The following is a 22,970-nucleotide window of genomic DNA, read 5'->3' on the forward strand; positions in this document are numbered from 1 at the left end:
CCGGCCCCGCGGCGGCCCGGCCCCGGCCGGGGCCGGGCCGCAGCGGTCGCCGGGTCAGCCCTTCACGCGGTGGACCTTGTGCTGGGCGGCCTGGGCACGCGGGCGCACCACCATGAGGTCGATGTTCACGTGCGGGGGCCGGGTGATCGCCCACACGATGGTGTCCGCGACGTCCTCCGCGCTGAGCGGGTCGGGCACGCCCTCGTAGACCGCCGCGGCCCTGTCGGCGTCCCCCCGCAGCCGGTTGAGGGAGAACTCCTCGGTCATGACCATCCCGGGGGCGACCTCCAGCACCCGGACCGGCTCCCCGCACAGCTCCAGCCGCAGCGTGGCGGCGACGGAGTGGGCTCCGTGCTTGGCCGCCACGTACCCGCCGCCGCCCTCGTAGGCCACGTGCCCGGCCACCGAGGACACCACCAGAACGGTTCCGTCGCCACCGGCGATGAGCTTGGGCAGCAGCGCCTGCGTCATGTTGAGGACGCCGATGACGTTGACCTCGTACATGGTCCGCCAGTCGGCGGGATCGGCGGTCGCGACGGTCTCGGTGCCGATGGCGCCGCCCGCGTTGTTCACCAGCACGTCGCAGGCGCCCAGGGACTCCGCGAAGGCGTCCACCGCCGGGCGGTCGGTGACGTCGAGGACGTGGGCGCGGGCGCTGTGGCCCTCCTTGACCAGTTCGTCGGCCAGCGCCTCGATGCGGTCCGCGCGGCGGGCCACGAGGACCACCTCGTAACCCTCCGCCGCCAGTCCGCGCGCGGTGGCGGCCCCGATCCCGCTGCTGGCTCCGGTGACGACCGCGGTCGCTGTCATGGTGGTTCCCTCCCCGCGAAACTGCTTGTCGCGCCGAGCGTATCCGGTGGCCTCCCTGGTCGATCCCGGCAGGTCGGACCCACCGGGCCGGGACCCCGCGCCCGAGGCCCCGCCGCCGAGGAGCCCGCGGCCCCGGGCGGCCCTCGGCGGGTCCGGAACCCCGCCCCTCAGCGGGGGTTCGACGGGGCCCGGCCCGCCAGGGCGACCACCAGGGCTCCCAGGACCAGGGCCCCGGCCAGCCAGGTCACCGGCGCGGTCCCGGCCGCGTCGAGGACGCGCCCGCCCGCGAACGCGCCCAGCGCGATGCTGGCGTTGAAGACCCCGACGAAGACCCCGGAGGCGGTCTCGCGCTCCCCCTGCGCCGAGGCCATCAGCCAGGACTGGACGCTCACCGACACTCCCCCGTAGGCCAGCCCCCACACGGCCACCAGCGCCCCGGCCGCCATGGCGCCCCCGCCGAGGAGCGGCACGAGCAGCACCGATCCGGCCAGCAGGGCCGCGATCACCGCGACGGTGGCGCGCGGCGCCCGTGCGGCCCGGGGACCCGCCGCGAAGTTGCCGAGCACGCCGGCGACGCCGTAGACCAGCAGCATCGTGCCGATGAGCCCGGCCCCGAGTCCCGCCGCGTCGGCCAGGACCGGCCGGACGTAGGTGTAGGCGGCGAAGTGGCCGGTCACCAGCAACCCGGTGACCAGGAAGGCGGTGACCACACGGGGGTCGCGGAACAGGCCCGCCGCACCTCCGGGCCGCGCCGCCCCCTCCGGGGGGAGCGCGGGGAGGAGGAGCGCCAGGGCGACCGCCACCAGCAGGGCCAGCCCCGCGAACGCCGCGAAGGCCGCCCGCCACCCGGCCAGGGCGCCGACGAACGCGCCGACGGGCACCCCCAGGACGGACGCGACCGCGATACCGGCGAAGATCACGGTCGTGGCCGCGCCGACCGACCCGCCGGGCACCAGTCGCGGGGCGAGCGGCGCGGCCAGCGCCCAGACCCCGCCCATGCCGACGCCCATCAGGACCCTGGCGGCGACCATCACCGCGAAGTCCGGCGCGAGCGCGGACACCAGGTTCGCGGCGCAGAGCAGCAGCAGGAACCCCACGAGGGCCGTGCGGCGGTCCGCGCGGGCGACCGCCGCCGGGACGAAGGGGGCGGAGGCCGCCGCCACCAGGCCGGTGATCGTCAGGGTGAGCCCCGCGGTGCCGCCGGTGACGCCCAGGGAGTCCCCCATCGGCGTCAGCAGTCCCACCGGCAGCATCTCGGAGGTGACCGCGGTGAAGGTCGCGGCGGCCACGGCGGCGACGGCCGCCCACCCCCGGGCCGGGGAGGACGGAGGCGGGGGCGGGGCCGCCGGGCGGCCCTGGTCGGACGGAACAGGTGGTCGGGGCTCGTGACGCTGCCCCTCGGGGTTCTCCCCCGTACGCGCGGTGGTCATGGGCACCAGCCAAGACCCGGGAGGCGGCCGGAACAACGGCGAACCGCTCATGCTTCCATGAGGGAGGTTCATCGATCCCGGTGCGCGGCCCCGGGACGTGACCGGCGCCACGACGGCGCGCACACGAGCGGGGGCGGGGCCTGGTGAAGGGCATCGAGATCCGGGAGCTGGAGTGCTTCCTGGTCCTGGCGGAGGAGCTGCACTTCGGCCACGCGGGCGAGCGGCTGTTCGTGTCGCAGAGCAGGGTCAGCCAGCTGCTGCGCTCGCTGGAGAACCGGGTCGGCGCGCCCCTCGTGGACCGGACGAGCCGCCGCGTGTCGCTCACGCCGTTCGGCGAGGAGTTCCTCGCCGCGCTGGGGCCCGCCTACCGCACCCTCGCGGCGGTGGTGGACGGGGCCCGCGAGCGCGCCCGGGACGGGCGGCGCCGGTTGCGCCTCGGCTTCCAGTGTTGGGTGAACGGCCCCGTGGCCACGGCCGTCCGGGTGTTCGAGGAGCGGGCCCCCGACTCCCGGGTGGACATCGTGGAGATCACGCTCTCCGACCCGTTCGGGCCGCTGCGCGAGGGCGAGGTCGACGCCGCCGTCGTGCTGCTCCCCGTGCGCGAGCGGGACCTGGTGGTGGGGCCGGAGTTCTCCCGGCAGCCGCAGCGGCTCGTGCTCTCCGCGGACCACCCGCTGGCCTCGCGGTCCCGGGTCGGTGTGGAGGACATGGCGCGGGTGCCGCTCGTCCCGGTCCGGAACGCGCCCGACTACTGGCTGCGCGTGCACTCCCCGACCGCCACCCCGCTCGGCCGGACGATCCGGCACGAGTCCGGGGTGGACACGCTCCAGGAGGGGTTGTCGCTGGTCGCCGCGGGCCGGGGCGCGATGCTGCTGTGCGGGTCCACCGCGCGGTACCAGGGCCGGGAGGACATCGTGTTCGTGCCGGTCAGCGGACTCCCCGAGTCGTCGTTGGGGCTGGTGTGGCCGCGCGGGAGCACGCACCCGGGGATCCCGGTCCTGGCGGGGGCCCTCGCGGACACCCTGACCGGTTTCTCACAGGAAACGGCTGTGGATAAATCAGTCGGCTGACAGGGTGAACGCGTGTTAGTTTGGCCGGAATTCACGCACGGGAACGACACCCCCTGACAGGAAAGCACCTGCCATGACCGTCGCGCCGTTACGGGAGAACTCCCTCCTCCGCCGTTTCTCCGTTTTCGTCCTGGCCGCGGCCGTGGCCGATTTCCTTTTCGGCGCGGTCTTCGTCACGATCCTCCTGGAGCGCGGGGTGGACCCGTGGCTCCTGGGCTCGGTGCTCGCCGCGGCGCACCTGGTCGGCCTGGTCGTCGAGGCGCCGAGCGGAGCGCTCGGCGACCGCTACGGGCACCGCCGGCTCATGGTGGCGGGACTGGCCCTGTGGGGAGCGGGGTTCGCGGCGTTCGGACTCGCCGACGCGCTCGCCACGACGGCGCCGGCCCTGGTCCTGTGGGCGTTCGGCTACCACCTGTACTCGGGGACGCCCACCGCGCTCGTGGTCAACCGGATCGGCAGCCGGGACCGGGCGGCCCGGATCGCGCGGACGGTCCGGTACGAACAGGTGGCGAGGAGGAGCGGCGCGGTCCTGGGGGCGGCCTCGGTCATGGTGGCGGGCGCCTGGCTGCCCGCCGACCTGCTGGTCGCCGCGGGTGGCGGACTCCTCGTGCTGCTGGCGGCGCTCGGCCCGGTGTGCTTCCCCCCGTCGCCGGGCCAGCCGGGGCGCCGGGTCCTCGCCATCGTCGCCGAGTCGGCCTCACTGGTGGCGGGCGTCCGGTTCCTGCCCCTGGTGGCTCTGACGGCGTCGATGGCCGTGGGCACCGCCCTCCTGGTGGTGTCCTGGCAGCCGATGCTGGTTGCCGCGCACGGCGACGACGTGCGGCTCAACGGGCTGATGCTGCTGGTGATGACGGCGGCCCTGACGGTGGGGGCCCTGTGCGCGAAGTTCCTGGACCTGCGGGACCCCCGGCTGTGGGGTCCGGCGTGCGCGACCCTGGTGGGCGCGCCCGTGGCCCTGGCCGCGCACGGGTCCGTGCCCCTGTGGGCCGGCCTCGTCGCGGGCGAGTTCCTGATCGGGCTGGCGGGCGTGCTGACGGGCGTGTGGCAGCAGACGATGTTCACCGACGCCAACCGCAACACCATGTTCTCGATGCTGTCGATGGTCGCCGGAGTCTTCCTCATGGCGACCACGCTGTCGTTCGGGTGGCTGTGGGAGCTGTTCGGCCTGCCCCGGGCGACGACGGCGCTGGCCTCGGTCGGCGTGCTCCTGGCGGTGGCGTCGGCGGTGCTCGCGCGGATCGTTCCGGACCCGGCGCGGCACGCCGAGGGGGCGCGGCCCGCGGAGGGGGCGGAGCCCGCGCCGGAGGCGGACGGTCCGCGCGGGTGATCCCGGCGGCGTCCCGGCCGCTCGGAGAGGGGCGGTGCCGCCCGGGCAAGCGCGCCGCGGGCAGCCTCGAAAGGGCGCCCCGCCACCGTTCCCCGGCCCCGGCAGCAGCGCGGGAATCCCCGCGAAAACCATTGTTGTGACCCGGGACACCTTTCTCGGAAATGCGCCGCTCCGAACGCCGGGCGTCCGCGCGTTCCCGAAAAACACCGGTCGGTAGCATTTCTCCGGCATCCGGGAGATCCGAGAACCGGGAGAAGTGAGGGACACATGAGTCTGACGGAACTACTGCGGGAGCGCCCGGTCGTCCAGGCGCCCATGGCGGGCGGCAGTTCCACGCCCGCCCTGGCGGCGGCCGTGGACCGCGCGGGCGGGATCGGACACCTCGCCGCCGGGTACCTGTCGCCCGACGCGGTCCGCGACCAGATCCGGCGGGTGCGCGAGGCCGGCGCCGAGGCCTTCGGGGTGAACGTGTTCGTGCCCGGCCCTTCCTCCGACCCGGCGACGGTCCGGGCCCACCGGCTGCGGCTGGAGTCCGAGTCCGGGCGCCAGGGGGCGGCCGTCGGCGAGCCGGTGCACGACGACGACGCGTGGGAGGCCAAGATCGACCTGCTGGTCGAGGCCGCGGTCCCGGTGGCCGGGTTCACGTTCGGCTGCCCCGGCGCCGCCGTCCTCGCCCGGCTGCGCGCCGTGGGGACCGCCACCGTGGTCACGGTGACCACGGCCGAGGAGGCGCGGACCGCCGTGGAGCGCGGCGCCGACGGGGTGTGCGCGCAGGGCCTGGAGGCGGGCGGGCACCGGGCGTCGTTCGACCCGGTCCGCGGCGGGGACCGGCAGCTGCTCGACCTCGTGGCCGACGTGGTCGCGGCGGTGGACGTGCCGGTGATCGCCGCCGGCGGCCTCATGACCGGGGAGGGGATCGCCCGCGTCCTCGGCGCGGGCGCGGCGGCGGCGCAGCTGGGGACCGCGTTCCTGCGCTGCCCGGAGAGCGGCGCCAACCCCGCGCACAAGGCGGCGCTCGCCGACCCCGCCTTCGATCGGACCGCGGTGACCTGGGCGTTCACGGGGCGCCCGGCGCGGGGACTGGTCAACCGGTTCATCACCGAGCACCCGGAGAGGCCCTACGCCTACCCGGACGTGCACCACATGACCAAGCCGCTGCGCGCCGCCGCGGCGAGGGCCGGGGACACCGGGGGGATGGCCCTCTGGGCGGGCCAGGGGTTCCGGCTGGCCTCGGAGGACCCGGCGGGCGAGGTCGTGGCGCGGCTGCGCCGGGAGGCCGCCGGGGCGGGCGTCCGGATCTGACGCGGCTCCGCGGGGCGCCGGAGGGGCGGCCACGGGGCGGGCGGCCGTCCCGCACCGCGCCGTCCGGGCCCGGCACGCGGGGCGAGGGACGGGCTCTCCGCGCGGCCGTCCCCGGTCACCGTCCTCGGCGCTCCCAGTCGGAGGTGAGGAAGACCAGCCCGTCCGGCAGCCCGGCCCGCCAGCAGGCGCGGTCGTGGCCGCCGTTGTACTCGGTGAGCACCACCGATCCGGGCTCCCGGCCCAGTTCGGCCCCGCGCGCCGCCAGGGCGTCGCGCAGGCGCCTGTTGGCGTCGAGCAGGGCCCACTCGTTGAGGCCCGCGCTGAGGTGGACCCGGCCGGGGACGGTGTCCGCCCCGGCGACCAGGCCCGCCATGCGCTCGCTCTCCCCGCCGGCCACGGCGACGTTCGGCCACCAGAACGAGCCCGACTGGGACAGGACCCGGCCGAACCGGTGCGGTGCGCGGTGGGCCGCGTAGAGGGCGGTGAGTCCGCCCAGGCTCTGCCCGGCGACGAGGGTGCGCCCGGGGTCGGAGGCGACGTCGTGGCGGTCGCCGAGCCACGGGAGGAGCTCGTGCCCGAGGAAGTCCACGAAGGCGTCGTCGCAGGCCAGCTCACGTGTCCGGGTGGCGGGGTCCAGGGAGTCGACCATCACGGTCAGGGCCGGGGGCAGGGTTCCGTCGGCGATCAGCCCGTCGAGGAGCGGGGCCAGGGGCAGCGTGTGCCAGTCCTGGCCGTCCAGGAGGACGACGACCGGCCAGGGGGTCCCGTCCGGCGGGGCCTGGGCGGGCCGGTGGACCCACACGGTACGGGTGTTGCCCAACGCGGCGCCGGTGAGTCGCGCCGCGGTCACCGTGCCGGCCCCCGCCGGGGCCTCCCCCTCGGTGCGGGCCGCGCAGACCCGTCCGCCGGACGGACGCCACAGCTCGGGCGGGGCGCCGGGCAGGGAGACCACCGACGCGGTGGCGTCCAGCCGCTCCCGGGCGAGGGGGTCGGGGACGGCGTGGGCCAGGGCGTCGAACCAGCGGGCGACGGCGGGGCGGTCCTCCGGGTCGGCGACGGCGAGGGCGCGCTCGCGCCGCAGCCGGGTCGTCGCGGACAGGGCCCCCTCGGGTGCGGGCGCGCCGTCGGCGGGCACGGGGGCGACCGTGTAGGAGGCCCGCCAGTCGTCGCGCATCCGGTAGGTCAGGTGCCACACGTCGGTGCCGGGGACCCGCTCCATGCGGTTGTGCTCGTAGGAGTCGGCGTCGGCGATCTTGTTCGCGACGAGGACGACGTCGGCGAGTTCGTCCCCGCCCCGCCACAGGAAGGTCACCGTCCGGTGGCCCGTGCCGTCGTCCCCGCCCACCACGGGGGTGCCCCCCGCCTCCACACCGCGCCAGAACGCCTCGGGGTCGCGGGCGGCCCCGTCCACGCCGGGTGTGGCGACCCGTTCGGGGCGGACGGTGCGCTTGAGGCGCGGGGGGATCGTGTAGGTGGCGGGCTGCGGCATGGGCGGTTCGGCCTCTCCGGCTTCTCGTGTCGTGGGCGGGGCGGACGGGACGGACGGAGGCGTGCGGGATCCGGGCGACGGAGCGGACCGGGCCCGTTCCCGGGGCAGGCAGGACCGGGAACGGGCCCGGCTGAGGACCGGACGGCGGCCGGCGTCAGTCCTCGGGGGCGGCCTCGACCTCGGCGAGGAGCCCGTACAGGGCGACCACCTCGTCCTCGGAGAGGGCCGTCGAGAGCGGCGACCGGGCGTTCAGCCCCGCTCCGATCGCGTCGACCACGCGGCTGCCCTCCTCCGTGGGGCGGGCCACGCGCATGCGCCGGTCGCTGACCGCGGCGACCCTGCGCACGAGCCCGCGCGCCTCCAGCTCGCCCGTGACGATCGACACGCGCGAGGCCGTGCAGCCCAGCTGCCGGGCCAGCGCGCTCTGCGACGCGGTGTCGTGCAGGGCCCGGAGCGCACGCGCCTGGAACACGGTGAGGCCGTGCTCCGCCGCGAGACCGCCGAGCAGCCGCTCCAGGCGCTGGGCCACGCGGAACAGGGCCTCGCCCGCCGCGCGGGCGGACGGCACCCCGGTGTCCTTGCGGGCCGGAGGGGTGCTTCGGGGGGACGGCCGTGACGTGGTCATCGTTCCTCGCACTCTACCGGATTGACATTTAGGATAGCCATACCTAACTATTCTTGTCATGAAGCAAGCACCTGTCTCCGCCACCCTAACCACCGGCGCGGCCGCCGCGACCCTCGTCCTCCTCCTCGCGGGCTGCGGCGCCGGGGACACCGCAGTGTCCCCCGCCGGCGAGGGGGAGACCCGCACCGTCACCCACCTCTACGGAGACACCGAGATCCCCGCGGAACCCGAGAGGGTCGTCTCGGTCAGCGTCACCAGCACGCCCCTCCTCCTGAGCCTGGACGTCCCCGTGGTCGCGTCGGGCGTCACGGGCACCTCCGCCCTCACCGACGACAAGGGCTTCTTCGCCCAGTGGGCGCAGACCGCCGACGAGCGGGGCGTCGAGCCCCTGCCCGGCCCGGAGGTCGGCCTGGAGGCGGTCGCCGCCGCGGAGCCCGACCTCATCGTCGGCAACGGGTTCGGCGCCGACACCGTCCCCGAGGAGCTGTACGAACAGCTCTCCGGAATCGCCCCCACCGTCGTGCACGGCGAGTCCGACACGGCCTGGCTGGACACCACCGACCAGTACGCCGAGACCTTCGCGCGCCAGGACCGGGCCGAGGAGATCACCGCCGAGTACGAGGCACTGGTCGAGGAGGTCTCCGCGGACCTGGACACCGCGCACGACGTGGTCATCCTGACCGGCACCCCGAACGGGTTCAACGTGTTCACCGAGGAGTCCGCGCAGGGACGCCTGGCCACCGACCTCGGGCTCACCGTCCACGCACTGCCCGACGACGTCGCCGCACCGGGCGGCCAGGGCGGGGAGCGCGGCGACATCGTCGAGCTGTCGGCCGAGCGCGCCTCGGACTTCGGCGACGCCACGCTGCTGTTCGTCAACACCCAGGGCCAGGAGATCGAGGACTACCTGGAGGCCTCCCCCACCCTGGAGAACATCCCCGCCTGGGAGGAGGACCGGGTGTTCACCCTCGGCGCCGCGTCCTTCCGCATGGACTACTACAGCGTCCCGATGGTCGCCGAGCGCCTGGCGGAGGTGCTCGGCTCCTGACCCCCTCCGCGGCCGGGGCGCGAACCACCCCGGCCCGCGCCGGCGGGGCCGCCGACCCGGGCGTACCAGTTGGTAACGACTTGGGCCCACACATGCCGACCACTAGAGACTGTGACCTCGGGCACTCTAGGGTTCCGCCATGGGTGTAATGCGTAAGCGTGTGCTTGTTCGTGTACTTCTGGGCTTTCTGGCGACCGTGACGGCCCTGGTGCTCGTCGCCGCGCTCCTCGGGGTCTGGACCGTCCGGAGATCCTTCCCCGAGACCTCGGGCGAACTCGCCCTCCCGGGGCTGGAGTCACAGGTCACCGTGCTGCGCGACGGCAACGGCGTCGCGCACGTCTACGCCGACAACACCCGCGACCTCTTCATGGCACAGGGGTTCACCCACGCCCAGGACCGGTTCTGGGAGATGGACTTCCGCCGCCACGTCACGGCGGGGCGCACCGCCGAGCTGTTCGGCCCCGACCAGGTGGACACCGACGTCTACCTGCGCACCATGGGCTGGCGGCACGTCGCCGAGCAGGAGTACGAGCTCCTGACCCCCGAGACGCGGGGCTACCTCGACTCCTACGCGGACGGCGTCAACGCGTGGCTGGACGGGCACGACGGCGCGGCGGCGAGCCTGGAGTACGGCCTCCTGGCCGTGCTCAACGGGGGGCACGGCATCGAGGAGTGGAGCCCCGTCGACAGCCTCGCCTGGCTCAAGGCCATGGCCTGGGACCTGGGCGGCAACATGCAGGAGGAGACCGAGCGCGCCCAGCTCCTCGACGCCGGGCTGACCGAGGAGCAGGTCGAGGACCTCTACCCGGCCTACCCGTTCGAGGAGCACGAGCCCATCACGGACACCGGCGAGCACATCGTCCCGGGCGAGGAGGGCGGGTCCGGGGACGGTCCGCCGGAGGGCGACGAGCGCCGCGCCCCCGAACTCCCCGAGGGCGTCGTCCCGGCCCTGTCCGGGGTGGCGGACGCCGCCGCGTCGCTGCCGCGCATGCTCGGCCCCAGCACCAGCCCCGACCTGGGCTCCAACTCGTGGGTCGTCGGCGGCGAGCACACCGAGAGCGGCCTCCCGCTCCTGGCCAACGACCCCCACCTGGGCGCGTCGATGCCGTCCACCTGGTACCAGATCGGGCTGCACTGCACCGAGATCACCGACGCCTGCCCGTTCGACGTCAGCGGGTTCAGCTTCTCCGGGCTGCCCGGCGTGGTGATCGGGCAGAACGAGTCGATCGCGTGGGGGTTCACCAACCTCAACCCCGACGTCATGGACCTGTTCGTCGAGGAGATCGACGGCGACGGCTACGTGGTCGACGGCGAGACCCTGCCGCTGGAGACCCGGGAGGAGACCATCCGGGTCGCCGGAGGCGACGACGTCGACATCGTCGTCCGCTCCACCCACCACGGCCCGCTGATGTCCGACACCGCCGTGGGCGAGGGGCTGGCCGCCGTCGCGGAGGACGCCGGGCCGGAGGGCGCGGACGGCGGCGAGTACGCGGTCTCCCTCCAGTGGACCGCGCTGAGCCCGGGCACCACGGCGGAGGCGATCTTCACCCTCAACCGGGCCCGCGACTGGGACGGCTTCCGTGAGGCCGCGAGCCAGTTCGACGTCCCCGCGCAGAACCTCGTCTACGCCGACAACGAGGGCAACATCGGCTACCAGGCGCCCGGCGCGGTGCCGGTCCGCGGCAGGGGCGACGGCCGCTACCCCGCCCCCGGGTGGGACTCCGACTACGACTGGGAGGACTACATCCCCTTCGACGAGCTGCCGAGCGTGTACAACCCCGAGTCGGGCGTCATCGTCACCGCGAACCAGTCGGGTGTGGACGCCGACTACGAGCACATGCTCACCGACGACTGGGACTACGGCTACCGCTCCCAGCGGATCAACGACCTGCTGGACGCGGCCCTCGCGGACGGACCGGTCGACGGCCAGGACATGTCGGACATCCACATGGACTCCTACCACGGCGGGGCCGTCGACGTCGTCCCGCACCTGCTGGAGGCCGAGGTGGACGGCGTCGCCGCCCGGGCCCAGGAGCAGCTGCGCGACTGGGACCTGTTCACCGACACGGACTCGGCCGGGGCCGCGTTCTACCAGGCCACCTGGCGGCACCTGCTCCCCCTGCTGTTCGACGAGCTGGAGCCGTACGCGATGAGCGGGAACTCGCGCGGGATGTACGTGGTGGGCGGCCTGCTCGACGACCCCGACTCGGACTGGTGGCGGGGCACGGAGGCGAGCGGGCGCGACGAGGTGCTGGCCGCCGCGATGGACGCCGCCGCGGCGGAGCTGACGGAGCTGCTGGGCGACGAGCCCGCCGACTGGCGCTGGGGCGACCTGCACACCCTCACAGCGACCCACGAGTCGTTCGGCACGTCCGGGATCGGACCGGTCGAGTGGCTGTTCAACCGGGGCCCGGTGGAGAGCTCCGGCGGCTCCGGCATCGTGAACGCCACCGGCTGGAACGACGCCGAGGGCTACGGGATCACCGCGGTGCCGTCGATGCGGATGGTGGTGGACCTGTCCGACCGGGACGCGTCCACGTGGATCCACCTCACCGGGAACTCCGGCCACGCCTTCCACCCCCACTACGACGACCAGCTGGAGCCGTGGAGCGGGGGCGGGACCCTGCCGTTCGTCGTCAGCGAGGAGGCGGTGCGGGAGGCCGCCGTCGACGAGCTGGTGCTCACCCCGTAGCGGGGCTGCGGACGACGGAGGGTCCCGCCGGGTTCGGCGGGACCCTCCATGCTCGGTCCGGTCCCCGTGTTCCGGGCGGTCCGCTCAGCCGCGGTCCTTCGGCCGGAGCGGGAACGCGACCCCGGTCAGCTCCTCCGACAGCGCCCAGAGACGCTTGGCGGCGCGCCCGTCCCAGGCGGCCTCGCTCCGGCTGGAGAGCGCGGGGGCGCCGCGCAACCCGCCCATGGCCTTGGGGCCGGCGAAGGCAGCGCCCGGCACGTCCTGGGTGGCGGCGAAGATCGTGGGCAGCGCGCCGTGGGCGGGGCTCTGGGCGAGGACCCGGTTGCCAAGGAGCAGGAGGGCGCGGGAGACCGGGTTGGCGCCGTGGCTCTGGAGGCCGGTCGCCGCGTAGCCGGGGTGGGCGGCCGTGGACAGCACCGGGGAGCCGGCGTCCTCCAAGCGGCGCTGGAGCTCCAGCGTGAACAGCAGGTTCGCGAGCTTGGACTGGTTGTAGGCCCGGTAGGGGGTGTAGCCGCGCTCCAGGTTGACGTCGTCGAAGTCGATGCCCGGCGCACTGCGGTGCAGCCCCGAGGAGAGGGTGACGACCCGGCCGGTGATGTGCTCCAGGAGGAGGTTCGTGAGCGCGAAGTGGCCGAGGTGGTTGGTGCCGAACTGGAGCTCGAAGCCGTCCCTGGTGGTCCCCTGCGCGACCGCCATGATGCCCGCGTTGTTGATCAGGAGGTGGAGGTCGCCCTCCCAGCGGTCGGCGAACTCCCGCACGGACGCCAGGTCGGCGAGGTCGAGCCGGCGCACCTCGGTGTCGCCGCCGACGCTGTCCGCCGCCGCCCGGCCCTTGACCTCGTCCCGCACCGCCATGACGACGCGGGCCCCCGCCGCGACCAGCATGCGCGTGGTCTCGACCCCCAGGCCGCTGTTGGCTCCGGTGACGATCGCGGTGCGGCCGCCGAGGTCGGGGATGGTGACCTGTGAGGTGTCCATCCCGCCACGGTAGGCGAGCCCCCGACAAGTTGTCAATGACAACAATGGGGGGACGTCGACACCTCCGTTTATGCTGGGCGGCATGGCCGACCGCCCCTACCACCACGGAGACCTGCGCGCCGCACTGATCGCCAACGCCGAGCGCGCTCTCGCCGAACGCGGTCCGTCCGCGCTGTCCCTGCGCGAGCTCGCCCGCGAGGCGGGGGTGAGCCACGCCGCGCCCGGCCGCCACTTCAAGGACAAGCAGGCCCTCCTCGACGCGCTGGCGCTCACCGGGTTCGACCGACTCACCGGACGCCTCGAAGACGCCCTGGCCGCCGTCGGGGAGGACGGCGTCCGGACCCGCGTACTGGCCCTGGCCCGGACCTACGTGGGGTTCGCGATCGACAACGCGGCGCTGCTCGACCTGATGTACGCGCGCAAGCACGACCCCCGGTCCTCCGCGCAGCTGTCCGCCGCCATGGAGCGGCTGCTCGACACGGTGGTGCGGCCCATCGTCGACGGCCAGTCCGACGGCGAGATCGCCGGGGGCGACCCCTGGCCCGTCGCCATGACCGTCTCCGCCGCCCTGCACGGTTTCGCCACGCTCAAGGCCGCGGCCCCGCCCGAGAAGGTCGAGGAGAGCCTGGCCGAGGTGGTCCGGGTCCTCTTCGAGGGCCTCGCCCCGCGCTGAGCCCCGGACCGGGACGGCCCGCGTCCGGAACCGCCGCCGGGCGGTGCGCGTCCCGTCTCGCGCGCCTGCCGGGCGCGGTCGGCGGGGGTGCCCCGCCGCCGGCACGTTCCGTGCGTCCGCCCCCTCGCCCCCTCGCCCCCTCGCCCCTCGCCCCTCGCCCCTCGCCCCGAAACAGGAGAAGGCACCCGATGGAGTTCTTCGGCCACTTCGAGACCCACCTGACATTGGCAGCGCCGACCCCGGAACACGTGTCGGGGGCCGCCCGGTGGGCGGAGGGGGTCGGGCTCAAGTTCACGCACATCGAGCTGGACCGCGGGGAGTCGCCCTCCCAGCCGATGGTCACGTTCCACGGCAAGGGCACCCTGGAGGAGGCGATCGCCCTGGCCGAGCGGTGGGCCGGACGGCTGGCGGAGGCCGGGTTCGCGGTCGTCCGCACCAAGATCGAGGTGCCCAGGGAGAACGCCGGCGTCCCCGCGACGCGCGGGGCCGCGGCCGTACTCCCCGGAGGGACCTACTTCGAGACGCACGTCAAGCTGCTGCTCCCGTCGGGGGCCGACCTCGGCGCGCTCTCCGCGGTCGTGGAGCCGCACCGGGCCCGGCTGTCCCGCAACGCGCGCAGGATCCGCGAGGACGGCCGCCAGGAGCGGTTCGTCACCCAGCGGTGTTCGCGGGTGGGCCGCCGGGAGGCGCAGCGCCTCGAGGACACGCTGTTCCGAGCGCTCCAGGGCGCCGGCGTGTCGATGGAGCGGGGGGAGGGGCCGCGGCCGCGCGTGCTGTCGGTCGAGCGCGAGTTCGTCGTGCACGACACCGCGGTGTCCCTGGACGCGGGGTGGCTGGGGGCCGCCCCGGTCCCCGAGGGCGAGGAGGTCCCGCCGGGAGGCGACCCCGTGCACGACCGGCTCCCCGCCACGTTCCTGCCGAACACCGCCGGGTCGGCCGCCTCCCAGGAGGAGGTGTTCGACCCCGCGCTCAAGCAGTTCGACCGCGCCCTCAGGGCCGGGGAGCCGGTGTTCGCCGACCCCGCGGCCGGAGACCGCTGGTGGGACGCGAACCGGCGGGCGATGGAGGCCGCCCTGCGGGCGATCGCGCGCACACCCTGGCGCGACTCCCTCGTCCTGCGCGGCAGCATGGCCATGCCTGTGTGGGCGGGGGAGGCCGCCCGCCGCCCGCGCGACCTGGACTTCGTGGTGGTCCCCGCCGAGACCGCGCCGTTCGGCGAACCGGCGGACCGCATGTTCGCCGGCCTCGTCGCCGCGGTCGCGGGCGCGGACGCCGAAGGGATCTCCTTCGACGCGGGCGGTGCGCGGACCGAGGGCATCTGGACGTACGAGAGGGCCCCGGGGCGCCGCGTCGTGGTCCCGTGGAGCGCCGACGGGGTGCCGCCGGGCACCGTGCAGGTCGACGTGGTGTTCAACGAGCTCCTGCCCGTCCCGCCCGTCCGGGCCGTGGTCGCCGGGGCGGAGGTGCCGGTGGCGAGCGCGGAGCTCTCCCTCGCCTGGAAGGTGCAGTGGCTGTACACCGACACCTACCCGCAGGGGAAGGACCTGTACGACGCCGTCCTGCTGGGTGAGCGCCACAGGCTCTCCCGCGAACTGCTCCTGCCGCTGCTGCGCGCGGAGCTGGGCGAGGCGGCCGACGGCCTGGACGAACGGCGTCTGCGCGAGGGCGCGGGCTTCACCGGGGACTCCATGGCGCACGAGTGGGAGCACTTCGTCCGCGACTGCCCGTGGGTGGAGGGCGGCCCCGCCGACTGGGTGGCCCGGTTCGAGGCGGCCCTCGCGCCCGCCTTCGACCGCGGCTGAGGGGGCGTCGCCCGCAGCGGCCCGGGGCGGCCCGGCAGGCCGCCCGAACCGGTCCCTCCCCTCGCGAAAGCGCCACCGCAACACGGATATAAGTGACTTAAGCCACAAGTCAGACATTGTACCCTGACCTGCGATTCTTCCGACTTCTGCCATTGACCGGAACCGGCCCACGAGAACCTTTTCCGCCCGCTCCGCCATCACATACGCTACTGAAACACAAACCCGAACCAGGCGGGCGCGGACCCCGAACGGATCCAACAGGACATTCGCGCCCAGAACCCTCCCAGAAACGACCTTCGCGGGAGAAATCGGGTGGGACTCCGTACCAGCGCCCGGGGAAGCGCTGCCCACGGCGGGGTCCGACGGGAATCGCCTGACCGGGGGGTGGCGTGAACGCACAGGAACGTGAGGACCTCCGCCGGGCCGTGCCCGGACAGCTTCCCACCGGTCGTCCTCGGGGCCCGGATCCGCGGCCCCGAACCGCATTCACGTCCCCTTACACGACAGGTCCTCTCGTGACGCGCTCAATGAATGGACACGACCATCCTATGCATGGTAAGGATTCGGCCTTCCCCGAGTGGGAGAACGGCGTTCTGCCGCCCTTCCCGGAGAACTCCCACGCCGATTCCTTTCTGAGAAGGACCCCCGAACTGGTGGGGCGCCTCTCCACCCGCCTCTTCGCGGAGCACAACCCGCTGAGGACCGATCCGGAATCCTGGCCGTACGCCTCCGCGTGGGCCGCCTCCGTCATCCGCGACAGCGCCTGGAGCCTCCACCACGGCCGCCCCTCCCAGCGCGTCAACCGGATGACGGAGACCTACTGGGCCGAGCTGGAGGGGGAGTCCTGGGCCATCCACCCGCGCCACACCGGCCAGGCGGCCCGCTTCCTCTTCGAGGAGATCACCGCCGCGCTGCCGCCCGACGCCCCGTCGGCCGGGGTGCGGGCCGCGCTCGTCACCGCCCAGAACGAGACCACCCTGCGCATGGAGGCCGCCCAGATCCGTGCCAACGCCCGATTCCTGAGCCAGGAGCAGGCCGCCAACCAGGAGTTCCGGCGCTTCCTCGCCCGCGAGCTGCACGACCGCCTCGGCAGTTCCGTCAGCCTGGCCAACCGCCAGCTGGAACTGTACGAGCTGCTCTCCGCCCACAAGCCCGACGCGAAGGCCCACGGGCGCCTGCGCGCCCTCAAGGGCGCGCTCCTCGAACTCAACCAGCAGCTCCGCGTGCTCATCTCCGACCAGCGCCGCAGCGAGCGCGCCGGGTCGCTCGAAACCGCCCTGCGCTCCTACGCCGACTCCCTCGACCTGACGGTCCCCGAGGTCCGGATGGACTTCTCCGGCGAGGAGTCGTGGGTGCCCCCGCACTTCCTCGACGAGCTGTTCCTCGTGCTGCGCGAGTGCCTGCGCAACTCCGTGCGGCACGCGGGGGCCGCCCAGGTGCACATCGCCGTGCGCCTCGACCGTACCGAGGTCCGGGCGATCGCCTCGGACGACGGCTCCGGGTTCGACGTGGAGGCACAGCTGGCCCGCGGCTCCGAGGACGGCGCCTCGACCGGCCTGACCTCCCTCTCCGAGCGCATCACCGCCCTGGGCGGGCGCGTCCGGTTCCTCAGCTCGCCCGAGGACGGGACCCGCACGATGATCCTCGTCCCCATCACCACCCCCTCGATCGGAGCGGAGTCCGCACGATGATCCGGATCGCCGTGGTCGACGACCACCACCTGCTGCGCGAGGCCCTCTGCGACCTGTTACGGGCCCAGCCCGGACTGGAGGTGGTCGCCAGCGTGGGTTCGGCCCGCTCCCTGGTCCCGACCGTGGTCGCCGCACGCGCCGACGTCGTCCTCCTCGACCTGGAGATGCCGGAGCACGACCCCCGGCACACCGTTCGGGAGCTGCTGAACCAAGCGCCCGACACGCACGTGGTCATCCTGAGCATGCACGACGACTCGGCGCTCGTGAGCGACCTGCTCTCCCTCGGCGTGCGCGGGTACCTGCACAAGACGGTGGACATGGTGACCCTGGTCGCGGCCATCCGGGGGCTGCGCGACCCCGACCGCACGACGGTCGTCGTCTCCTCCCCGAACTGGCACCGGCCGCCGACGACCGACTCGACGCTCACCCCGCGCGAGGTGGAGGTCCTGAGGCTGGTGTCCGAGGCCATGAGCAACCGGGAGATCGCCCGGAGCCTGGACATCACCGAGGGGACCGTCAAGCGGCACATGCGCAACATCTTCGAGAAGCTCGACGCGGTCTCGCGCATCGACGCCGTGAACAAGGCGGTGGAGACCGGGGCGCTGCCCTCGCACCGCAAGAAGGCCGAGCCGCGCTTCTGAGCCCGGGCGGCGCCCCTCCGCCGCCCCTCCCCTCCCCCTCGACGCCCGGCCCCGCGCCCCGGCCCCGCGCCCCCGTCCCGTACCTCCTTCGAGGTAGAGGCCTGGCACCTTGCGGACAATCCGCTTGTGGACGCCCGTCGGCGGTCCTAGATTTCCCCTGTGACCGCAGGTCAGAACACGGTTTCCCGGTACCGGACCGGGACGGGGGCGAGCGGGGGCCGCCCCCGGGCGGCCGGCGGTCCCGGTCCCGAGGCCCCGGGAGCCCGACCGGAGCGCGGCCGGGGCCCAGAACGAGAAGGAGAGACGCGATGACCCGCTTCAAGATCCTCGGTCCCCTGGAGCTGGAGTCCCGCGGGGGCGAGGCGCTCCGCCGGGGCCCCAAGGTCGCCCGGCTCCTCGGGCTCCTCCTCGTCCGCGCCAACCAGACCGTGGGCGTGGACACCCTGATGGACGAGCTGTGGGACGGCGAGCCGCCGACCACGGCCCTCAAGACGATCCGCACGCACGTCTACCACCTGCGCGGCGCCCTGGAACGCTCCTGCGGGGCCGACACGGCCCGCCGCGTCCTGCTGACCCGGGGCTCGGGGTACCGCATGGACCTGGCGCCGGAGGAGCTGGACCTGTTCGCCTTCCAGCAGCTGGTCGGCCAGGCACAGGTCCTGTGGACCGAGCACCGCCACGACGAGGTGGTGGACCGGGCCGAGCAGGCGCTCTCCCTGTGGCGGGGCCCGGTCCTGTCCGACGTCCGCCCCGGCCGCGTCCTGGCCGGGCACGTGGCGCGCCTGACCGAGACCTACACACGGGTCAGGGAGCTGCGCGTGGACTCCGCCCTCCGGCTGGGCCTCCACCGCGAGGTCCTGCCCGAGCTCCGGGACCTCGTGAGCGTCTACCCCCTGCACGAGGGGTTCCACGCCCGGCTCATCGACGCGCTGAGCCGGTCCGGACGCCGCGGCGAGGCGCTGAGCGCCTTCCGGGCGGCACGGGACACCCTGCACGACCAGTTGGGACTGGAGCCCTCCGAGGAGCTGTGCCGCCTCCAGCACGCCATCCTCACCGGCGCGGCCGGGACCCGGAGCGTCCACGGCGGCTCCGTCGGCTGAAGGCGCGATGCCTCTTTCGTGGTATGTCCGGACGTTCTCCGGGCTGGTTGAGTGGACCGAGGGAATGACGCGGCGACACCGCCCTCCCCCGTGTCATCACTGACCGCGTTCGATCAATCACACAAGGGCCCGGCGTGCGGTCCGGTCCCCCCAGGGTCCCGGGCCGACGCCCCTCGGAGCGGAAAGCGAGCCACCTGTGCGCATCTCGGAGCTGAGCGACCGGGCCTCGGTGCCCGTGGCCACGGTCGAGTACTACCAGCGGGAGCGCCTGATCTCCCATCCCTCCGAGAGACACGGGTACAGCCCCGAGGATCTGCGCCGCCTGCGCCTGGTCCGCGTGCTGGTGGAGGTGGGCGGGCTGGACCCGGACCAGGTGCGCGGCCTGCTGGGCGCCATGGCGGGCGGGACCAGGACGCCGCACGAGACCTTCGGCATGGTCCTGCGGACCCTGGAGGGCTCCTCCTCCGCCCCGCACACCGACGTCGAACCGGCGGACGACGAGGCGCTGGCCCTGGCCAGGAGGGTCGCCGACCGGCACGGGTGGACGGTCGACCAGGACACGGCGTCCTGGCGCACGCTGGTCAAGCTGCTCAGGACCCTCCACTGGCTGGACGACGCCGACACCGCGGTGGTGGTGGAGGCCTACGCGGCCGCCGCCGACCGGATGACCGGCGCCGAGATAGGGGTCCTGGGCCTGTACGCGGACGAGGACGCACTGGTCGAGCGGCTGGTGCTGTGGACCGTGTTCGGAGACCCCCTGCTCGCGGCGCTGCGGCGGATCGCCCGCCAGCACACGTCCGGGAGGGTGTTCGACCGGGAGTTCTCCCCGGCCGACCGCGGGTCAGCGATCTGACAGCACGACGCACGAGGGGCTGGCCACCGGGACCGGCGCCCCCACGGGGGTGAGCCGCCCGGCGGCCGAGACGCGGTGCACGGTGACGGACTGCCCGGCCTGGTTGGCCGCGTACACGTAGCGGCCGGAGGGGTCCAGGGCGATGCCCCGGGGCCAGCGCGTCCCCGGACCCTTGGTGGTGACCGGCTGGGACTCCACCAGGTCCAGGGAGGCGCCGCCGTCGCGGACCGCGTAGGAGACCACGGTGTCCAGCCCCCGGTCGGCGGTGAGGACGAACCGGCCGCCGGCGTCGACGACCACGCCGGAGGGCGCGTTGCGCGGGTCGGCGCCCGGGGCGGCCACCGACACCGACTCGCCGGGGGTCAGCACGGCGCCGACGGGATCGTAGGCGAAGGCGGTCAGGGTGGACCCGAGCTCGTTGGAGACGTACAGGTGGCGGCCGGAGGGGTGGAGCGCGGCGTGCCGGGGCCCGGCCCCCTCCGCGACGAGGGTGCGGCTCCGCTCGGTGAGCCTCCCGGTGCCGGGGTCGAGGGAGTAGACGTACACGTGGTCGTTGCCCTTGTCGGGGACGATCACGTCGTGGGTCCCGGGCACGAAGAGGCACATGTGCGGGTGCGGGGCGGCCTGCTCCACCGGATCGGGGCCGGAGCCCTCGTGCTCGACCAGGTCCAGCAGCGCCCCGATCGAGCCGTCCTCCGCCAGGGCGTGGACGGCGACGCCCGCCGAGTCGTAGTTGGCGGTCATGAGGAACCGGCCGTCGGGGTGGGCGGCCAGGTGGACGGGGGCGGCGCCCTCGGTGGGCGCGGCGTTGAGGGGCTCCAGCCCGCCGTCGTCCCCGATCCGGAAGGCGTGCACGTGGCCGTCGCCGGTCTGGCTGACCGCGTAGAGGACGTCGCCCCGGGGACCCGCCGCCAGGTAGGAGGGGTTGTCGATGCCCTCGTGGTAGCCGTCGATCCGCAGGGAGCCGTCCGCGCCGACGCTGCCGATCCCGATGCCGGGGAGCCCCGGCAGCCCGTACTCGCCGGCGGTGAACCCGCCGATGTAGGCGCGGCGGGCCGCGGGAGGGGGCGGGGCGGCCGTCGCCGGGCGGGCGGCGAACCAGGCCAGTCCGCCGATCCCGGCCGCCGCGGCGGTTCCGAGGAAGGCGCGTCTGCTGGGTGCGGGACTTCTTCCGGTCATCGTCTGTCCTCGGGGGTGTGAAGGTGCGGGCGGCCGGTGCGGGGCGGGCCGGGGTCAGACGTCGGAGCCGACGACCAGGCCGGAGAGCAGGACGACGGCGAGCCCGGTCCCGCCGACCGCGAGCAGGAGGTGGGACCACAGGGGCCACCCGCGGGTGGGCGGGAGCGCGCGCAGGGCCGCCGCGACGGCGACGGCCGCCGCCCACCCGGGGACCACGAGGCGCAGCCCGACCTCGCCGTTGAGCAGGAGTTCGTCGACGGGTGAGGCGCAGGCGAGCGGGGAGCAGTCGCCGGGGACGTCCGTGCCGAGCAGGTACGCGCCCGCCCCCATGACCGCCGTCGGGAGGAGGAGCAGGGCCGCGGTGAGCGCGGCGTACGGGGAGCGCCCCCGGGTCCGCGCCCCGCCGGGGTACCCGGCGGCCGGCGCCGCCCCGGGGCGCGGTCCCCCCGCCCCGGCGGGGCCCCGCCGGGCCCCGGGGGCCAGGCGTTCGGCCGCCAGGACGGCGACCGCCGCGGGCGCCCCGAACAGCAGGCCGAACAGGCCGCCCTGCCCGGTCTGGGCGAGCAGGTGCCACACCGTCGCGGCGGCCCCTCCCGCGGACCCGCCGGCCAGCAGGCCCGCGGCGGCGCCCGCCAGCCCCGCGGCGGCGAACGCGGTCACCGGGACCGACCAGGCGCCGGGAAGGGTGTCCGTCCGGGCTCCGCGGCGCAGCAGGGGGTGCAGCGCGGCGACGAGCACGGCGGTCAGGACCGCCAGGTCCGGCCACGGGGTGGTGACGGCTCCGGGCAGGGGGAAGCCCCGGCCGGTCACCGCCCCGGCGAGGGGGCCGACCAGGGTGTCCCAGTCGGCGAACAGCGCCGCGGTGAGGGCGACGGCCGCGGCGCCCGCCGCGGCGCTCCACGGGAGGCCGGGGGCGCCGGTCGTCGGACCGGCCCCCCGGTCCGGGCGGCGCCGCCCCGTGGCCGCGGGCCCGCTCCCCGCGCCGTCGGCCGGGGCGTCCTGCGCGCCGCCGCCCCCGGCGGGGACGGCCGCGGGGGCCGCCGCCCACCGCCCGTGGCGGGACGTGGTCCTGTCGGCTCCTGCGAACACTGGCGCTCCTTCGTGGTGCCTCCGGGGCCCGCGCGGTGCGGGCCCGGAGCGGGGGACGGGTCAGGCCGCCCCGTGGGCGGCGGGGACCGGCGCGCCGTCCTCCCGCGCCGCGCCGACGGCCGCCGCCAGGGCGGGCACGTGGTCGGGCGCGGAGACGGACAGGCGGCCGGTGCGGGGGCTGATGCGCCGGGTGAACCCGGTGAGGACGCGCCCCGGCCCGATCTCGACCAGGAGGTCGGCGCCGAGGTCCCCGGTGAGGGTCCGCACCGCGTCGAGCCAGCGCACCGGGCGGGTGAGCTGGTCGAGCATGAGCCCGGGCCACAGGTCCGGGCGGGTGTGGGGGCGGGCGTCCACGTTGGCGACCACGGGCACGGCGGCCGTGCGCAGCCCGGCCCGGGCGAGGGCCGCGCGCAGTCGGGCGCGGGCGGGCTCCATCAGCGGACTGTGGAAGGCGCCGCCCACGGGGATGTCCACGACCCGGGCGGCCCCCTCGGCGAGGGCGGCCTCCGCGCAGAGCGCCACGCCCTCCGGGGCTCCCGAGAGGACGCTCTGGCGGGGCGAGTTGAGGTTGGCGACCCACACGCGGGCGCCGTCGCGGCGGAGGCCGGCGGCGATCCGCTGTACGGCGCGGACGTCCAGGCCGAGGACCACGCCCATGGTGCCGGGGGTGAGCTCGGTGGCCCGGCGCATGGCCTCGCCCCGCGCGGCGACCAGGCGCACCCCGTCGTCGTAGGCGAGCGCTCCCGAGGCGACCAGTGCCGTGTACTCGCCGAGGCTGTGCCCGGCGACGGCGACCGGCGCGGCCCCCGGCAGGGCGTCGCGTACCTCGCCGTGCGCGACGCAGGCCAGGACGAACGTGGCGAGCTGGGCGTTGTCGGTGCGGCGGAGCGTGTCGGCGTCCGCCCCGAGCAGAAGGCCGGCGACGTCCCGGCCGCTGACCCGCGACGCGCGCTCCACGAGACCCCAGGAGGGGGTGTGCGCCCAGGGGGCGCCCATGCCGGGCTCCTGTGACCCCTGGCCGGGGAAGACGTAGGCGATCCTGGGCACGGCGTGCCCTCCTTCGTGGTCGGCGCGGCCCCGGTGCGGGGCGCGGGCGCGGGGACCCGGGCGGGCCCCGGGCCCCCCCGGCGGGGCGGAGGAGACGGGCTCCGCGGGGGGGGGGGAGGGGGGC

The 22,970-nt window shown here is 75.1% G+C and carries 19 protein-coding genes; 11 read left to right on the forward strand and 8 right to left on the reverse strand.

The genetic code is table 11. The features are described from left to right. Window positions 1–54: 54 nt before the first annotated feature. Together ACWGL3_RS19545 and ACWGL3_RS19550 are read right to left on the reverse strand one after the other, a co-directional pair. Window positions 55–810 (reverse strand): SDR family NAD(P)-dependent oxidoreductase, encoded by a 756-nt coding sequence (locus ACWGL3_RS19545; RefSeq protein WP_267947893.1) that lies wholly within the window; start codon window positions 808–810, stop codon window positions 55–57. 167 nt (window positions 811–977) lie between these two features. After that, a complete protein-coding gene (locus ACWGL3_RS19550) occupies window positions 978–2,240 on the reverse strand; it encodes an MFS transporter (RefSeq protein ID WP_267947892.1) in 1,263 nt (420 codons plus the stop codon). Window positions 2,241–2,383: 143 nt separating this feature from the next. Between ACWGL3_RS19550 and ACWGL3_RS19555 the strand changes: the two genes are divergently transcribed. From ACWGL3_RS19555 to ACWGL3_RS19565, 3 genes are all read left to right on the forward strand, one after another. Next, on the forward strand, window positions 2,384–3,310 hold the full coding sequence (locus ACWGL3_RS19555; protein WP_267947891.1) for a LysR family transcriptional regulator: 927 nt from the start codon (window positions 2,384–2,386) through the stop codon (window positions 3,308–3,310). A 73-nt stretch (window positions 3,311–3,383) separates the two neighbouring features. Beyond that, window positions 3,384–4,637, forward strand: a complete 1,254-nt coding sequence (locus ACWGL3_RS19560) for an MFS transporter (RefSeq protein WP_452461637.1) — start codon at window positions 3,384–3,386, stop codon at window positions 4,635–4,637. A gap of 267 nt (window positions 4,638–4,904) precedes the next feature. Then, window positions 4,905–5,939 (forward strand): nitronate monooxygenase, encoded by a 1,035-nt coding sequence (locus ACWGL3_RS19565; protein WP_452461638.1) that lies wholly within the window; start codon window positions 4,905–4,907, stop codon window positions 5,937–5,939. 115 nt (window positions 5,940–6,054) lie between these two features. On the opposite strand, the gene fes is transcribed toward ACWGL3_RS19565, so the two are convergent. Both fes and ACWGL3_RS19575 read right to left on the reverse strand, forming a co-directional pair. Beyond that, window positions 6,055–7,428: an enterochelin esterase gene (fes, locus tag ACWGL3_RS19570; protein WP_452461639.1), complete on the reverse strand. Its 1,374-nt coding sequence runs from the start codon at window positions 7,426–7,428 to the stop codon at window positions 6,055–6,057. Between the two features lie 154 nt (window positions 7,429–7,582). After that, a complete protein-coding gene (locus tag ACWGL3_RS19575) occupies window positions 7,583–8,053 on the reverse strand; it encodes a MarR family winged helix-turn-helix transcriptional regulator (RefSeq protein WP_267947887.1) in 471 nt (156 codons plus the stop codon). Window positions 8,054–8,111: 58 nt separating this feature from the next. Between ACWGL3_RS19575 and fepB the strand changes: the two genes are divergently transcribed. Next, window positions 8,112–9,101 (forward strand): Fe2+-enterobactin ABC transporter substrate-binding protein, encoded by a 990-nt coding sequence (gene fepB / locus ACWGL3_RS19580; protein WP_267947886.1) that lies wholly within the window; start codon window positions 8,112–8,114, stop codon window positions 9,099–9,101. Window positions 9,102–9,249: 148 nt separating this feature from the next. Further along, window positions 9,250–11,793, forward strand: a complete 2,544-nt coding sequence (locus ACWGL3_RS19585; RefSeq protein WP_267950227.1) for a penicillin acylase family protein — start codon at window positions 9,250–9,252, stop codon at window positions 11,791–11,793. 84 nt (window positions 11,794–11,877) lie between these two features. On the opposite strand, the gene ACWGL3_RS19590 is transcribed toward ACWGL3_RS19585, so the two are convergent. Beyond that, window positions 11,878–12,771: an oxidoreductase gene (locus tag ACWGL3_RS19590; protein ID WP_267947885.1), complete on the reverse strand. Its 894-nt coding sequence runs from the start codon at window positions 12,769–12,771 to the stop codon at window positions 11,878–11,880. An 82-nt stretch (window positions 12,772–12,853) separates the two neighbouring features. Between ACWGL3_RS19590 and ACWGL3_RS19595 the strand changes: the two genes are divergently transcribed. The 6 genes from ACWGL3_RS19595 (at window position 12,854) to ACWGL3_RS19620 (ending at window position 19,531) form a co-directional block, all read left to right on the forward strand. After that, a complete protein-coding gene (locus ACWGL3_RS19595; protein ID WP_267947884.1) occupies window positions 12,854–13,444 on the forward strand; it encodes a TetR/AcrR family transcriptional regulator in 591 nt (196 codons plus the stop codon). A 188-nt stretch (window positions 13,445–13,632) separates the two neighbouring features. Beyond that, window positions 13,633–15,246 carry a nucleotidyl transferase AbiEii/AbiGii toxin family protein gene (locus ACWGL3_RS19600; RefSeq protein ID WP_452461640.1) on the forward strand — a complete coding sequence of 538 codons (1,614 nt, stop codon included), beginning with the start codon at window positions 13,633–13,635 and terminating at the stop codon, window positions 15,244–15,246. A gap of 548 nt (window positions 15,247–15,794) precedes the next feature. After that, window positions 15,795–16,937, forward strand: coding sequence for a sensor histidine kinase (locus ACWGL3_RS19605; RefSeq protein WP_267947882.1), 1,143 nt, complete (start codon window positions 15,795–15,797; stop codon window positions 16,935–16,937). Continuing rightward, entirely contained in the window at window positions 16,934–17,578 is a 645-nt protein-coding gene (locus tag ACWGL3_RS19610; protein WP_267947881.1) for a response regulator transcription factor, read from the forward strand. The genes ACWGL3_RS19605 and ACWGL3_RS19610 overlap by 4 nt, the downstream gene beginning before the upstream one ends. A 308-nt stretch (window positions 17,579–17,886) precedes the next feature. Then, window positions 17,887–18,678, forward strand: a complete 792-nt coding sequence (locus tag ACWGL3_RS19615; RefSeq protein WP_267947880.1) for an AfsR/SARP family transcriptional regulator — start codon at window positions 17,887–17,889, stop codon at window positions 18,676–18,678. Window positions 18,679–18,874: 196 nt separating this feature from the next. Next, a complete protein-coding gene (locus ACWGL3_RS19620; RefSeq protein WP_267947879.1) occupies window positions 18,875–19,531 on the forward strand; it encodes a MerR family transcriptional regulator in 657 nt (218 codons plus the stop codon). Here the strand turns inward: ACWGL3_RS19620 and ACWGL3_RS19625 are convergent. The 3 genes from ACWGL3_RS19625 to ACWGL3_RS19635 are packed head-to-tail and all read right to left on the reverse strand — an operon-like array spanning window position 19,520 to window position 22,846. Continuing rightward, window positions 19,520–20,710, reverse strand: a complete 1,191-nt coding sequence (locus ACWGL3_RS19625; RefSeq protein ID WP_267947878.1) for a lactonase family protein — start codon at window positions 20,708–20,710, stop codon at window positions 19,520–19,522. The genes ACWGL3_RS19620 and ACWGL3_RS19625 overlap by 12 nt on opposite strands. A 54-nt stretch (window positions 20,711–20,764) precedes the next feature. Continuing rightward, window positions 20,765–21,799 carry a hypothetical protein gene (locus tag ACWGL3_RS19630; RefSeq protein ID WP_452461641.1) on the reverse strand — a complete coding sequence of 345 codons (1,035 nt, stop codon included), beginning with the start codon at window positions 21,797–21,799 and terminating at the stop codon, window positions 20,765–20,767. Between the two features lie 60 nt (window positions 21,800–21,859). Further along, window positions 21,860–22,846 carry an ACP S-malonyltransferase gene (locus ACWGL3_RS19635; RefSeq protein WP_267947876.1) on the reverse strand — a complete coding sequence of 329 codons (987 nt, stop codon included), beginning with the start codon at window positions 22,844–22,846 and terminating at the stop codon, window positions 21,860–21,862. Between the last annotated feature and the right edge of the window lie 124 nt (window positions 22,847–22,970).

It is taken from the genome of Nocardiopsis sp. NPDC055824 (assembly GCF_053616335.1).

What these genes read in the sequence shown, in the direction of transcription:
- ACWGL3_RS19545 (WP_267947893.1), bottom strand. Translation starts at nt 810, where the DNA reads ATGACAGCGACCGCGGTCGTCACCGGAGCCAGCAGCGGGATCGGGGCC.
- ACWGL3_RS19585 (WP_267950227.1), top strand. Translation starts at nt 9,250, where the DNA reads ATGCGTAAGCGTGTGCTTGTTCGTGTACTTCTGGGCTTTCTGGCGACC.
- ACWGL3_RS19565 (WP_452461638.1), top strand. Translation starts at nt 4,905, where the DNA reads ATGAGTCTGACGGAACTACTGCGGGAGCGCCCGGTCGTCCAGGCGCCC.
- ACWGL3_RS19595 (WP_267947884.1), top strand. Translation starts at nt 12,854, where the DNA reads ATGGCCGACCGCCCCTACCACCACGGAGACCTGCGCGCCGCACTGATC.
- ACWGL3_RS19550 (WP_267947892.1), bottom strand. Translation starts at nt 2,240, where the DNA reads ATGACCACCGCGCGTACGGGGGAGAACCCCGAGGGGCAGCGTCACGAG.
- ACWGL3_RS19625 (WP_267947878.1), bottom strand. Translation starts at nt 20,710, where the DNA reads ATGACCGGAAGAAGTCCCGCACCCAGCAGACGCGCCTTCCTCGGAACC.
- ACWGL3_RS19600 (WP_452461640.1), top strand. Translation starts at nt 13,633, where the DNA reads ATGGAGTTCTTCGGCCACTTCGAGACCCACCTGACATTGGCAGCGCCG.
- fes (WP_452461639.1), bottom strand. Translation starts at nt 7,428, where the DNA reads ATGCCGCAGCCCGCCACCTACACGATCCCCCCGCGCCTCAAGCGCACC.
- ACWGL3_RS19610 (WP_267947881.1), top strand. Translation starts at nt 16,934, where the DNA reads ATGATCCGGATCGCCGTGGTCGACGACCACCACCTGCTGCGCGAGGCC.
- fepB (WP_267947886.1), top strand. Translation starts at nt 8,112, where the DNA reads ATGAAGCAAGCACCTGTCTCCGCCACCCTAACCACCGGCGCGGCCGCC.
- ACWGL3_RS19605 (WP_267947882.1), top strand. Translation starts at nt 15,795, where the DNA reads ATGCATGGTAAGGATTCGGCCTTCCCCGAGTGGGAGAACGGCGTTCTG.
- ACWGL3_RS19590 (WP_267947885.1), bottom strand. Translation starts at nt 12,771, where the DNA reads ATGGACACCTCACAGGTCACCATCCCCGACCTCGGCGGCCGCACCGCG.
- ACWGL3_RS19560 (WP_452461637.1), top strand. Translation starts at nt 3,384, where the DNA reads ATGACCGTCGCGCCGTTACGGGAGAACTCCCTCCTCCGCCGTTTCTCC.
- ACWGL3_RS19575 (WP_267947887.1), bottom strand. Translation starts at nt 8,053, where the DNA reads ATGACCACGTCACGGCCGTCCCCCCGAAGCACCCCTCCGGCCCGCAAG.
- ACWGL3_RS19615 (WP_267947880.1), top strand. Translation starts at nt 17,887, where the DNA reads ATGACCCGCTTCAAGATCCTCGGTCCCCTGGAGCTGGAGTCCCGCGGG.